This is a genomic window from Microbacterium sp. KR10-403 (assembly GCF_040196215.1).
Lineage (GTDB): Bacteria > Actinomycetota > Actinomycetes > Actinomycetales > Microbacteriaceae > Microbacterium.
Window position 1 is genome coordinate 17,531 of record NZ_JBEGDC010000003.1, and the last position, 12,451, is coordinate 29,981.

12 protein-coding genes are annotated in these 12,451 nt (G+C 70.6%); 7 read left to right on the top strand and 5 right to left on the bottom strand.

Annotated elements, in window-relative coordinates; translation table 11 throughout:
• Positions 1-84: 84 nt before the first annotated feature.
• Complete coding sequence (locus ABMQ42_RS06820) at positions 85-459, top strand: dinucleotide-utilizing enzyme (RefSeq protein WP_349722123.1); 375 nt, start codon at positions 85-87, stop codon at positions 457-459.
• On the opposite strand, the gene ABMQ42_RS06825 is transcribed toward ABMQ42_RS06820, so the two are convergent.
• Positions 456-1,361, bottom strand: coding sequence for a heme o synthase (locus ABMQ42_RS06825; RefSeq protein ID WP_349722124.1), 906 nt, complete (start codon positions 1,359-1,361; stop codon positions 456-458). The genes ABMQ42_RS06820 and ABMQ42_RS06825 overlap by 4 nt on opposite strands.
• Before the next feature lie 229 nt (positions 1,362-1,590).
• Here ABMQ42_RS06825 and tkt point away from each other — a divergent pair, with 229 nt between their 5' ends.
• From tkt to pgl, 6 genes are read left to right on the top strand one after another with little or no spacing between them, the layout of a single operon-like run.
• Positions 1,591-3,687, top strand: coding sequence for a transketolase (gene tkt, locus ABMQ42_RS06830; protein WP_349722125.1), 2,097 nt, complete (start codon positions 1,591-1,593; stop codon positions 3,685-3,687).
• Positions 3,684-4,799: a transaldolase gene (gene tal, locus ABMQ42_RS06835; protein ID WP_349722126.1), complete on the top strand. Its 1,116-nt coding sequence runs from the start codon at positions 3,684-3,686 to the stop codon at positions 4,797-4,799. Before tkt ends, tal begins: the two co-directional genes overlap by 4 nt.
• Positions 4,796-6,415, top strand: coding sequence for a glucose-6-phosphate isomerase (locus tag ABMQ42_RS06840; RefSeq protein WP_349722127.1), 1,620 nt, complete (start codon positions 4,796-4,798; stop codon positions 6,413-6,415). The genes tal and ABMQ42_RS06840 overlap by 4 nt, the downstream gene beginning before the upstream one ends.
• A gap of 7 nt (positions 6,416-6,422) precedes the next feature.
• Positions 6,423-7,973, top strand: a complete 1,551-nt coding sequence (zwf, locus tag ABMQ42_RS06845) for a glucose-6-phosphate dehydrogenase (protein WP_349722128.1) — start codon at positions 6,423-6,425, stop codon at positions 7,971-7,973.
• A complete protein-coding gene (locus ABMQ42_RS06850; RefSeq protein ID WP_349722129.1) occupies positions 7,970-8,935 on the top strand; it encodes a glucose-6-phosphate dehydrogenase assembly protein OpcA in 966 nt (321 codons plus the stop codon). Before zwf ends, ABMQ42_RS06850 begins: the two co-directional genes overlap by 4 nt.
• Positions 8,928-9,728 carry a 6-phosphogluconolactonase gene (gene pgl / locus ABMQ42_RS06855; RefSeq protein ID WP_349722130.1) on the top strand — a complete coding sequence of 267 codons (801 nt, stop codon included), beginning with the start codon at positions 8,928-8,930 and terminating at the stop codon, positions 9,726-9,728. The genes ABMQ42_RS06850 and pgl overlap by 8 nt, the downstream gene beginning before the upstream one ends.
• Positions 9,729-9,742: 14 nt before the next feature.
• Here pgl and ABMQ42_RS06860 read toward each other — a convergent pair whose 3' ends face one another.
• From ABMQ42_RS06860 to ABMQ42_RS06875, 4 genes are all read right to left on the bottom strand, one after another.
• Positions 9,743-10,096: an RNA polymerase-binding protein RbpA gene (locus tag ABMQ42_RS06860; RefSeq protein WP_349722131.1), complete on the bottom strand. Its 354-nt coding sequence runs from the start codon at positions 10,094-10,096 to the stop codon at positions 9,743-9,745.
• Position 10,097: 1 nt separating this feature from the next.
• A complete protein-coding gene (gene secG / locus ABMQ42_RS06865) occupies positions 10,098-10,346 on the bottom strand; it encodes a preprotein translocase subunit SecG (protein WP_349722132.1) in 249 nt (82 codons plus the stop codon).
• Positions 10,347-10,436: 90 nt separating this feature from the next.
• Positions 10,437-11,228 carry a triose-phosphate isomerase gene (gene tpiA, locus ABMQ42_RS06870; protein WP_349722133.1) on the bottom strand — a complete coding sequence of 264 codons (792 nt, stop codon included), beginning with the start codon at positions 11,226-11,228 and terminating at the stop codon, positions 10,437-10,439.
• Positions 11,216-12,448: a phosphoglycerate kinase gene (locus ABMQ42_RS06875; RefSeq protein WP_349722135.1), complete on the bottom strand. Its 1,233-nt coding sequence runs from the start codon at positions 12,446-12,448 to the stop codon at positions 11,216-11,218. Before ABMQ42_RS06875 ends, tpiA begins: the two co-directional genes overlap by 13 nt.
• Between the last annotated feature and the right edge of the window lie 3 nt (positions 12,449-12,451).

Sequence of the window (12,451 nt, forward strand, 5' to 3'; positions counted from 1 at the left end):
CCGCATCGCGTTCTCCGAAGAGGGACTGGCATCGTGGGATGCCGCGGCCACCCGGGTCGCGACATCCCAGGAGTGAATCGACACATGCCCATCCGTCCCCGTCTCGTCCGCAACATCCCGTTCTGGCTTCTCCTGCTCGTCTCCCTCGGCGCCGTCATCGGCGGCGCGCTCATGATGAAGATCGAGCTCGACTGGATGACCAAGGCCCTCACCGACAACACCGCCACCGGGGTGGACGTCTACGTCGGGCAGCCCGCCGTCATCGTCGCCGGTGCGATCTGCGCCGCAGGAGTCATCGGCCTGCTGCTGACGCTGACCGTCGCCGCCCTTGCAGGGCTCCGCCCGAAGGCCGCCGCCACCGCTCCCGAGGCCATCGACTGGCAGGCCGCGGCCGCCGAACTCGACGAGAGCGACGCCGACGCCGACGCGACCGCGGCGGTGGGCGCCCCGACCGCCTAGAACGGCAGCAGCGGGTCGACCGCGACGGCCAGGAACAGCAGCGTCAGATACGTGATCGACGCGTGGAAGACCCGCATCGGCTGTGCGGCGGTGCCGCGCACCGCGCGGTTGTAGAGGACGTGCGCCTCATACGCGAACCAGCCGCCGAACACCAGCGCCGAGACCGTGTAGACGAGCCCCATGTGCCCGATCGGGATCAGCAGGAGCGAGCAGGCGACCGTCGCCCACGTGTAGAGGATGACCTGAAGACCGACCTGCTCGGCGCCCCGTGTGGCGCCGAGCATCGGCACGTCGACGCCGTCGTAGTCGTCCTTGTACTTCATCGACAGCGGCCAGTAGTGCGGCGGTGTCCACAGGAAGACGACGACGAACAGGACGAACGGCGCCCAGTCGAGAGAACCGGTGACCGCCGCCCAGCCGATCAGGACCGGGAAGCAGCCGGCGATGCCGCCCCACACGATGTTCTGCTCGGTGCGGCGCTTGAGGATCATCGTGTAGATGACGACGTAGAAGAAGATCGCGAACGCCGACAGCGCCGCGGCCAGCCAGTTGGTCGTCACCAGCAGCCACACCGTGGAGACGACCGCGAGCGTCCAGGAGAAGACGAGCGCGCCGCGCGGCGACACCTCGCCGGTCACCAGCGGCCGGTTCTCGGTGCGATGCATGCGCACGTCGATGTCGCGGTCCAGGTACATGTTGAAGGCGGCGGCCGATCCGGCCGACATCGCCCCGCCCAGCACGGTGGCCGCCACCAGCCAGAGGTTCGGCAGCCCGCGCGCGGCGAGGAACATCACCGGGATCGTGCTGACCAGCAGCAGCTCCATCACGCGCGGCTTGGTGAGCAGGAAATAGGCGCGCACGGTGCGTCGCAGAGGCGTCCGCGGCGTGCGGACGACGGTCACGTCGGTTGTCGTGGTGATGACGATCCTCCCCGGAACAGCGGCGCACGGCACCGGCAGACCAATCTCACAAGTCTATCGGCGGCCGCTGTGCGGACGATGTCATCCGCTGACTCACGGCACGGTGGGATGAGTAAGCTGGCCTTACGCGCGCGCCCTGTGCCGGACCGGCGCTGGCGACGCTTCGTCCGCCGGTCGTCCAGGGTGCTCCCCCTCTACGAAAGGCAGCCACGTGTCGGAACTGCGTTGGGAAGAGATCGACGAGCGAGCCGTGGACACCGTCCGCGTCCTCGCCGCAGACGCCGTGCAGAAGGTGGGCAACGGCCACCCCGGCACCGCGATGAGCCTGGCTCCGGCCGCCTACCTGCTGTACCAGCGGGTCATGCGGCATGATCCGTCCGACACCCACTGGATCGGCCGCGACCGGTTCATCCTCTCCTGCGGCCACTCGTCGCTCACCCAGTACATCCAGCTCTACCTCGGCGGCTTCGGCCTCGAGCTCGAGGACCTCGAGTCGCTGCGCACCTGGGGCTCGCTCACTCCGGGCCACCCCGAATACGGCCACACCAAGGGCGTCGAGATCACGACCGGTCCCCTCGGCCAGGGACTGTCGTCGGCGGTCGGCTTCGCCTACGCGTCGCGGTACGAGCGCGGGCTGTTCGATCCGGAGGCCGCGGCAGGCACCTCGCCGTTCGACCACTTCGTGTATGTCATCGCCTCGGACGGCGACCTGCAGGAGGGCGTGACCAGCGAGGCGTCGTCGCTGGCCGGCCACCAGCAGCTGGGCAACCTCGTCGTGATCTACGACGCCAACCAGATCTCCATCGAGGACGACACGAACGTCGCGTTCACCGAAGACGTCGCGGCCCGCTACGCGGCGTACGGCTGGCACGTGCAGACCGTCGACTGGAAGAAGACGGGCCAGTACGTCGAGGACGTGCAGGAGCTCTACGCGGCCGTCGAGGCGGCCAAGGGTGAGACCGACCGGCCGTCGATCATCATCCTGAAGACGATCATCGGCTGGCCGAGCCCCGGCAAGCAGAACACCGGCAAGATCCACGGCTCGGCGCTCGGCGCCGACGAGGTCGCCGCCACCAAGAAGGTGCTCGGGTTCGACCCGGAGCGCTCGTTCGACGTCGCCGACGAGGTCATCGACCACACGCGCGAGCTCGTCGAGCGCGGCGCCGCCGAGCACAGCGCCTGGCAGGAGCGCTTCGACGCGTGGGCCGCGGCCAACCCCGAGCGAAAGGCCCTCCTGGACCGCCTCGAGGCGCACGCGCTGCCCGACGGCGTCGACGACGTGCTGCCCGTGTTCGAAGCCGGCACCGACGTCTCGACCCGCTCCGCCTCCGGCAAGGTGATCAATGCGCTCGCCGGGGTCCTCCCCGAGCTGTGGGGCGGCTCGGCCGACCTCGCCGAGTCGAACAACACCACGATCGCCGAGGGCGGCTCGTTCAACCCGCGGCAGTGGAGCACGCACGAGTGGAACGCGAACCCGTACGGGCGCGTGCTGCACTTCGGCATCCGCGAGCACGCGATGGCGGCGATCCTCAACGGCATCACGCTGCACGGCCCGACACGGGCGTTCGGCGGCACGTTCCTGATCTTCAGCGACTACATGCGCCCGGCCGTCCGCCTGGCTGCGCTGATGAATATCCCGTCGACCTTCGTCTGGACGCACGACTCCGTCGCCCTCGGCGAGGACGGCCCCACCCACCAGCCGATCGAGCAGCTCGCGGCTCTCCGTGCGATCCCGAACCTGTCGGTGGTCCGGCCCGCAGACGCGAACGAGACTGCGCAGGCCTGGCTCGAGATCCTCCGCCGTCATGGCGGCCCCGTCGGCATCGCGCTGACCCGCCAGAACGTCCCCACGTTCGCACGCGGCGAGGGCGCGGCATCCGGCGACACGTTCGCCTCGGCCGCCGGCACCGCGAAGGGCGCGTACATCCTGGCCGAGGCCAGCGGCGGAACGCCCGATGTGATCCTCATCGGCACCGGCTCGGAGGTCCAGCTCGCCGTCGCCGCCCGCGAGACGCTGGAGGCCGAGGGCGTGAAGGCCCGTGTGGTCTCGGCGCCGTCGCTCGAGTGGTTCGCCGAGCAGGACGAGGCCTACCGCGAGCAGGTCCTGCCCGCATCGGTGACGGCCCGCGTCTCGGTCGAGGCGGGTCTCGCCCTGTCGTGGCGCGACATCGTCGGCGACCGCGGCCGCTCGGTGTCGATCGAGCACTTCGGCGCTTCCGCCGACTACAAGACGCTGTTCCAGAAGTTCGGCATCACCGCCGAGGCCGTCGTCGCGGCGGCCCGTGAGACCCTCAAGGAGAACGCATGACCACTCCCACTCAGCAGCTGTCCGCGCAGGGCGTGAGCATCTGGCTCGATGACCTGTCCCGCAAGCGCATCACGACCGGTAACCTCGCCGACCTGATCGTGAACCGCAACGTCGTGGGCGTGACCACGAACCCGACGATCTTCGCGAACGCCGTCAGCCACGGCGAGGGCTACCAGGACCAGGTCGCCGAGCTCGCCGCGGCCGGCTCGAACGCCGACGACGCGATCTTCCAGATCACGACGACCGACGTGCGCGACGCGTGCGACATCTTCCGCCCCGTCTACGACGCCACCGCCGGGCAGGACGGCCGCGTGTCGATCGAGGTCTCCCCCGACCTCGCGCACGAGACGCAGGCCACGATCGACCAGGCCGCCCAGCTGTGGAGCACGGTGGACCGCCCGAACGCGTACATCAAGATCCCCGCGACCAAGGCGGGCCTGGAAGCGATCACCGAGACCATCGCCGCGGGCATCTCGGTCAACGTCACGCTGATCTTCTCCCTGGCCCGCTACGCGGAGGTCATCGACGCGTACCTGACCGGGCTGGAGAAGGCCAAGGCCGCCGGCCACGACCTGACGCAGATCCACTCGGTGGCCTCGTTCTTCGTCTCGCGCGTGGACACCGAGGTCGACAAGCGCCTGGGCGCCGTGGGCACCGACGCGGCCGCGGCCCTGAAGTCGAAGGCCGGCATCGCCAACGCGCGCCTGGCGTACGAGCTGTACGAGAAGGAGTTCGCGGGCGACCGTGCGAAGGCACTGGTGGATGCCGGGGCCAACACCCAGCGTCCGCTGTGGGCCTCCACCGGGGTCAAGGACCCGTCGCTGCCCGACACGCTCTACGTGACCGAGCTGGTCGCACCGGGCACCGTGAACACCATGCCCGAGAAGACGCTTGAGGCCGTCTTCGACCACGGCGTGATCGGCGGCGACGCCATCACCGGCGCCTACGCCGACGCGCACGCGGTCATCGACGGCCTGGCATCGGTGGGCATCGACTTCGACGACGTCACCCAGGTGCTCGAGGACGAGGGCGTCGAGAAGTTCATCACCTCCTGGCACGAGCTGCAGGACACCGTGGCGCAGGCGCTGGCATCGGCGGGCGGAGCCCGGTGAGCTTCGACATCCGCGTCAGCGGGCATGTCAAGGCCGTCGTCGACGAGACCCTCCCCGGGCTCGTCGCCGACCTGGTCGCCTCCGGCGTGACCGCACAGGACCCCACTCTGTGGGGTCCTGACGCCGAAGCCGAGGCCGCCCGGCGACTCGGCTGGGTGCAGGCGGTCTCGGTCTCCCGGCCGCTCGTCCCCGAGATCACCGCGCTGCGGGCGCAGCTGGTCGAGAAGGGGCTGACCCGCGTGGTGCTGGCCGGCATGGGCGGCTCGTCGCTGGCGCCCGAGGTCATCGCGCGCACCGCAGGCGTGCCGCTGGTGATCCTCGACGCGACCGCTCCCGGCCAGGTGCTCGCCGCGCTCGAGGGCGACGAGGAGGGCGGCGGCATCGCGCAGACGGTGCTCGTGGTCTCGTCCAAGTCCGGATCGACCGTCGAGACGGACTCGGCCGAACGCGCCTTCGAGGCGGCCTTCCGCGACGCGGGCATCGATCCCGCCGAGCGCATCGTCGTCGTCACCGACCCGGGGTCACCGCTCGACGGCTCCGCGCAGGCGGACGGCTACCGCGTCTTCCACGCGGATCCGACCGTCGGCGGACGCTACTCGGCGCTGACCGCTTTCGGGCTGGTCCCCGCGGGCCTCGCCGGCGTCGACCTCGACGAGCTGCTCGATGAGGCGGATGCCACGCTCCTCGAGGTCGCGATCGACAGCCCCGAGAACCCGGCGCTCGTCCTCGCCGCCGCGATCGCCGGCGGCTCGCCGCGCCGCGACAAGCTCGGCCTGGTGTCTGACGGCACCCACATCCAGGGCCTGCCGGACTGGATCGAGCAGCTGCTGGCCGAATCGACGGGAAAGGCCGGCACCGGCATCCTGCCCGTCGTCCTCCTGCCGGTCTCCCCCGAGCTCGACAGCCGTCCGGACGATCTGCAGATCCTGCGGATCGTCGACGAGGCCGACGAGTTCCACCTCTTCGGCCGCCACGAGGGCGAGATCCTCGTGAGCGGATCGCTGGCGGCGCAGTTCGTCGTCTGGGAGTATGCGACCGCGATCGCCGGCCGCATCCTCGGCATCGACCCGTTCGACCAGCCCGATGTCGAGGCCGCCAAGGCCGCGGCACGCGGCCTGCTCGAGCATCGGCCGGAGCCGACGGCACCGGCGTTCGCGGTCGACGGCGTCGAGGTGCGCGTCTCCGACCCGGCTCTGGCCGCGTCCGGCACGATCGCGGGCGTCCTCGATGCCCTGTGGTCGCGGCTCGGCACCGACGGCTACGTCGCGATCCAGGCATACGTCGACCGGGTGGATCTGCCCGAGCTGGCGGGACTGCGCGAGATGGTCGCCGCCGATTCCGGTCGCCCCACCACGTTCGGCTGGGGCCCGCGCTTCCTGCATTCGACGGGCCAGTTCCACAAGGGCGGACCCGCCACCGGGGTGTTCCTCCAGATCACCGAGCGCACCGACGCCGACGTGGCCATTCCCGGCCGGCCGTTCACCTTCGCCGAGCTGGTGTCCGCACAGGCCGCCGGCGACGCCGCGGTGCTCGCGGACCACGGACGCCCCGTCGTCACCCTGACCTTGACCGACCCTCAGCCCGAAGTCCTCTCGCTCTTCGAGGCCGCTCAGTAGGAGTCCCATGACCGTCCAGATCGCCCGAGGGCACAATCCCCTCCGCGACCCCGACGACCGCCGCCTGAACCGCATCGCGGGACCCAGTGCGCTCGTCATCTTCGGTGTGACCGGAGACCTGTCCCGCAAGAAGCTCATGCCGGCCGTGTACGACCTCGCCAACCGGGGTCTGCTTCCTCCCGGCTTCGCTCTCGTCGGCTTCGCCCGACGCGATTGGGAGGACCAGGACTTCGCCCAGGTCGTCCGCGAGGCCGTACAGGCGGGCGCACGCACCGAGTTCCGCGAGGAGACATGGCAGCAGCTGCTGCAGGGAATCCGCTTCGTCTCGGGTGAGTTCGACGACCCCGAGGCCTTCCGCCGGCTGCGCGAGACGGTCGAGCGCCTCGACGTCGAGCGGGGCACGATGGGCAACCACGCGTACTACCTTTCGATCCCCCCGCGCGCGTTCGCCGTGGTCGCCGAGCAGCTCAAGAGCTCGGGCCTGGTGGATGACACCGCCGACCAGCCCGACCGGTGGCGCCGCGTGGTCATCGAGAAGCCGTTCGGCCACGACCTCGCGTCGGCCCGTGAGCTCAACAGCGCGCTGCGCAGCGCCTTCCCCGCCGACTCGATCTTCCGGATCGACCACTACCTCGGCAAGGAGACGGTCCAGAACATCCTGGCGCTGCGGTTCGCCAACGAGCTCTATGAGCCGATCTGGAACCGCAACTACGTCGACCACGTGCAGATCACGATGGCCGAGGACATCGGCGTCGGCGGCCGTGCCGGATACTACGACGGCATCGGCGCGGCTCGTGACGTCATCCAGAACCACCTGCTGCAGCTGCTGGCGCTGACCGCCATGGAAGAGCCCATCTCGTTCAACGCGAAGGACCTGCGCACCGAGAAGGAGAAGGTCCTCGCGGCCGTCTCGCTGCCCGAGGACCTGTCGCTGGCCACGGCCCGTGGACAGTACGGCGGCGGCTGGCAGGGCGGCGAGCAGGTGCTCAGCTTCCTCGACGAGGACGGGATGGACCCGCAGTCCACCACCGAGACCTACGCGGCCATCAAGCTCGGCATCAACACCCGCCGTTGGGCCGACGTTCCCTTCTACCTGCGCACGGGCAAGCGTCTCGGCCGTCGCGTGACCGAGATCGCGGTGGTGTTCAAGCGCGCGCCCGAGCATCTGTTCAACCGGTCGCAGACATCGGGGCTCGGCCAGAACGCCCTCGTCATCCGCGTCCAGCCCGATGAGGGTGTGACCATCCGCTTCGGTTCGAAGGTCCCCGGCGCGGGCACACAGGTGCGCGACGTGACGATGGACTTCGGCTACGGCCACGCCTTCACCGAGGCCAGCCCCGAGGCGTACGAGCGGCTCATCCTCGATGTGCTGCTCGGCGACCCGCCGCTGTTCCCCCGGCACGAGGAGGTCGAGCTCAGCTGGAAGATCCTCGACCCCATCGAGCAGTACTGGGCCGCGCAGGGCGGACCGCTCGAGCAGTACACCCCTGGCGGATGGGGCCCCTCCTCCGCCGACGAGCTCCTCGCCCGTGACGGACGCACCTGGAGGCGCCCATGATCATCGACCTGCCCGACACCAACGTCAGCAAGATCGCCAAAGCCCTGGTCAGCGTGCGCGAGGAGGGCGGGGCCGTCGCCCTGGGGCGCGTGCTGACCCTCATCATCCTGCTGCGCCACGGTGCGGAGGAAGAGGTCATCGAGGCCGCGAACGACGCCTCCCGCGAGCACCCGATGCGGGTGATCGCCCTGATCAGCGATCCCCAGGCGACGGACGCCGAGCCGCGGCTCGACGCGGAGATCCGCGTCGGCGGCGACGCCGGCGCCAGCGAGGTCGTGGTGCTGCGCGCCTACGGCGCCGCCGGCAACAACTCCGAGAGCCTCGTCACGGGTCTGCTCCTGCCCGACGCCCCGGTCGTCGCGTGGTGGCCGGGCGAGCCGCCGGCCAAGCGGCCCTCGCGCTCCTCCGTCGGCAAGATCGCCCAGCGCAGGATCACGGATGCGGCGACCCAGCCCGACCCGGCGGCATGGGTGGCCGGTCTCGGTTCGCACTACGCTCCGGGCGACACCGACCTCGCCTGGACGCGCCTGACGCGCTGGCGCGAGCAGCTCGCCGCCGTGCTCGATCAGCCGCCGTACGAGCCCGTCACCGCGGTGGAGGTGCGCGGTGCAGGGGACTCTCCCTCGACCGCCCTGTTGGCGGCGTGGCTCCGGCTCACCCTGGACGTGCCCGTGGGCTGGGAGTACCTCCCCGCCGACGAGTGGGCGCACGGCATCAAATCGGTGCGCCTTGTGCGCGCATCCGGTGACACGCTCCTCGAGCGCCCGGAGCCGGCGCAGGCCGTGCTGACCCAGCCCGGTCAGCCGTCGCACGAGCTGGCCTTCCCCCGGCGGACGCTGCGCGAATGCCTGGCGGAGGAGCTGCGCAGCCTCGATCCCGATCTGCTGTATGGTCGGGTCATCACCGAAGGCTGGGCGCTCCTGCGGGGTGCCGACGAGGAGGACGAGCGCAAGGATGCCTGACAGCACCGTCAAGAGGGTCGTCATCGCCGCCGATCCCGAGGCATTGGCCGCCGCCGTCGCCGATCGCTTCTACGCGAGGGTCGGCAAGCGCGCCCGTGCCGGCAAGACGGTGCACGTGTCGCTGACCGGCGGCGGGATGGGGACGGCCGTGCTGCGCGCGGCCGCCGCCCATCCCGCCGCCGCCACGACCGACTGGTCGCACGTCCATTTCTGGTGGAGCGACGAGCGGTTCGTCGAGACCGGGTCCGCCGATCGCAACGAGGTCGGCGCGACCGAGGCGTTCTTCGCGAAGGTCGAGGTGCCGGCCGCCAACATCCACCGCATGGCGGCGAGTGACGAAGGTCTCGACATCGAGGCGGCCGCGACCGCCTACGCCGCGGAGCTGGCGGCTTTCGGCCCCGCTCCGACGGCCGCCACCGGCATCCTCACCGGTGACTGGCCGTCGTTCGACATCTGCTTCCTCGGCGTGGGTCCCGACGGGCACATCGCATCACTGTTCCCGGACCGCCCCGAGATCGGCATCATCGACCGCACCGCGGTCCCGGTGCTCGACTCCCCCAAGCCGCCGCCCGCGCGCATCACGCTCACGCGCCCGGTGATCAACTCGTCCAAGCGGGTGTGGCTCGTGCTCGCCGGCCCCGACAAGGCATCGGCCCTCGGCCTGGCCCTCGCCGGCGCCAGCTACCACAGCGTGCCCGCCGCGGGCGCGAAGGGCCGCCGGCGCACGATCTTCTTCGTCGACGAAAAGGCGGCACAGAATGTGCCGCCTGATCTCATCGACGGGTCGTACTGACCCGCGTCGTCCGCCTACTGGCCGCGGCGCTCCCGCAGCTGGCGCAGGGCGTCGTCGAGGAGCTGCTCGGCCTCGTCGTCGGTCCGGCGCTCCTTCACGTACGCGAGGTGCGTCTTGTAGGGCTCGGCCTTCGCCATCTCGGGCGGGTTCGCCTTGTCACGCCCCGCCGGCAGCCCGGAGTGCGGGGAGTCGATGGTGTCGGGGATCTCCTCCGCCGGGATGTCGGCCGCGAAGTAGCGCACCGTCTCGTTGCCCAGGGCGTCCCAGTACGACACCGCCACACGCTCCGCGTGGTAGCCGTGGTCCTGCTCGCCCATCGGGCCCGCGCCCACGCGCGTGCCCCGGATCGCGTTTCCGCCGGTCGCCATGTCAGATCCCCTGCAGCTTGGTGATGAGGCCCAGCGCGACGATCGCGATGAACCAGACGAGGGCCAGCACCACGGTGAAGCGGTTCAGGTTCCGCTCGGCCAGCCCAGAGGAGCCCACCGCCGAACTCATGCCGCCGCCGAACATGTCGGACAGGCCGCCACCGCGCCCCTTGTGCAACAGGATCAGGAGGGTCAGCAGCAGGCTCGTGATGCCGAGCACCACCTGCAGGACGAACTCGAGGATCTCCAACGCTTCACTGCCTTTCGCGGCGGCCCGGCGGCCGCACCCGGTCAAGTATACGGGAGGTGTGCGGCGGGGTACGGGCCCCGCCGCACACGCTCACACGCCGACGTGCTTCTGGTAGCGGATGATCGCGGCGAACTCGTCGACGACGAGGCTCGCTCCCCCGACCAGGGCACCGTCCACATCGGGCTGACGCATGAAGCCGGCGATGTTGCCCGACTTCACCGATCCGCCGTAGAGGATGCGCGTCCGGTCGGCGGCGTCGCCGCCGATGGCCTGCACGACCACGTCGCGGAGCTTCGCGCACACGTCCTGTGCCTGCTCCGGCGTGGCCGCCTGACCCGAGCCGATCGCCCAGACCGGCTCGTACGCGACGACGATCTCGGTACCGGCGGGCACACCCGCGAGCGCCGCGGTCAGCTGCGCGACCGGGACCGCGCTGGCGCCGTGGGTCTCGAGGTCCTCCGCGGTCTCACCCACGCAGATCACCGGCACGAGGCCGTGCCGCAGGGCCGCCTGGACCTTGGATGCCACGACCTCGTCGCTCTCCGCGTGGTACTCGCGCCGCTCGGAGTGACCGATGATGACGTACCGGCAGTCGAGCTTCGCGAGGAACGCGCCCGACACCTCACCGGTGTAGGCGCCGGAGTCGTGCGCCGACAGATCCTGCGCGCCGAGCGCGAAGGGGATCTTGTCGGCGTCCAGCAGCGTCTGCACGGTGCGCACATCGGTGAACGGCGGGAAGACCGCCACCTCCACCGAATCGGCGTCGTGCTTGGCATCCTTCAGCGTCCAGTGCAGCTTCTGGACGAGCGCGACCGCCTGCAGGTGGTCGAGGTTCATCTTCCAGTTGCCGGCGATGAGCGGCGTGCGGGTCACTGCTCCCATCCGAGCACCTCCAGTCCGGGAAGCTTCTTGCCCTCGAGGAACTCGAGGCTGGCGCCTCCACCCGTCGAGATGTGGCCGAAGCTGTCGTCCGAGAAGCCGAGCTGGCGCACCGCCGCGGCGGAGTCGCCGCCGCCCACGACGCTGAGACCCGTCACCTCGGTGAGCGCCTGCGCCACCGTCTTCGTGCCCGCGGCGAACGCCGGCATCTCGAACACGCCCATCGGGCCGTTCCAGAACACCGTCGTGCTGCTGCGGATCGCCTCGGCGAAGACTTCGGCCGTGCGCGGGCCGATGTCGAGTCCGAGGCCGGAGGCGCCGAACGCGGTGTCTTCGAGCGCGTCGGCATCGGCGACCACGTGGTCGGCGTCGGCGGCGAAGGATGCCGCGACCACCGCGTCCACGGGGAGGACGAGCTCGATGCCGCGCTCGCGCGCGGTCTCCATGTAGCCGCGGACGGTGTCGAGCTGGTCCTGCTCGAGCAGGCTCGCGCCGACCTTGTGCCCCTGTGCGGCCAGGAAGGTGAACATCATGCCGCCACCGACGAGGAGCTTGTCCACGCGCGGCAGCAGGTGGGCGATCACGCCGAGCTTGTCGCTGACCTTCGAGCCGCCGAGGACGACCGTGTACGGACGCTCGGGGTTCTCGGTCAGGCGGTCGAGCACGTCGACCTCGGTCGCGATGAGCAGCCCTGCGACGCTCGGCAGGATCTGCGCGAGGTCGTAGACGCTCGCCTGCTTGCGGTGCACGACGCCGAACCCGTCGGAGACGAGGGCGTCACCGAGCGTGGCGAGCTCGCGGGCGAACGCGTCGCGCTCGACCTCGTCCTTCGAGGTCTCGCCCGGGTTGAAGCGGAGGTTCTCGATGACCGCGACGTCGCCGTCGCCGAGGCCGTCGACGACCTCGTGCGCCGATGCCCCCACGGTGTCGGCCGCGAAGGCGACCGGCGTGCCGAGCAGCTCGGACAGCCGCTCGGCCACGGGCTTGAGGCTGTACTTCGGGTCGGGCGCCCCGGCCGGGCGGCCGAGGTGGGAGCACACGACGAGGCGTGCGCCCTGGTCGATGAGGGACTTCAGCGTGGGCAGCGACGCGCGCACGCGGCCATCGTCCGTGATGACGCCGTCCTTGAGCGGGACGTTGAGATCACAACGGACGATGACGCGCGTGCCTGCGAGCGAACCCCCTACGCGGTCCGGCAGGGTGTCGAGGGTGCGCAGAGCCATGTG

Excerpts from the sequence above, each read along its gene's own strand:
- pgl (WP_349722130.1), top strand. The coding sequence starts at position 8,928 with ATGCCTGACAGCACCGTCAAGAGGGTCGTCATCGCCGCCGATCCCGAG.
- zwf (WP_349722128.1), top strand. The coding sequence starts at position 6,423 with ATGACCGTCCAGATCGCCCGAGGGCACAATCCCCTCCGCGACCCCGAC.
- tpiA (WP_349722133.1), bottom strand. The coding sequence starts at position 11,228 with ATGGGAGCAGTGACCCGCACGCCGCTCATCGCCGGCAACTGGAAGATG.
- ABMQ42_RS06820 (WP_349722123.1), top strand. The coding sequence starts at position 85 with ATGCCCATCCGTCCCCGTCTCGTCCGCAACATCCCGTTCTGGCTTCTC.
- ABMQ42_RS06875 (WP_349722135.1), bottom strand. The coding sequence starts at position 12,448 with ATGGCTCTGCGCACCCTCGACACCCTGCCGGACCGCGTAGGGGGTTCG.
- tal (WP_349722126.1), top strand. The coding sequence starts at position 3,684 with ATGACCACTCCCACTCAGCAGCTGTCCGCGCAGGGCGTGAGCATCTGG.
- ABMQ42_RS06850 (WP_349722129.1), top strand. The coding sequence starts at position 7,970 with ATGATCATCGACCTGCCCGACACCAACGTCAGCAAGATCGCCAAAGCC.
- ABMQ42_RS06860 (WP_349722131.1), bottom strand. The coding sequence starts at position 10,096 with ATGGCGACCGGCGGAAACGCGATCCGGGGCACGCGCGTGGGCGCGGGC.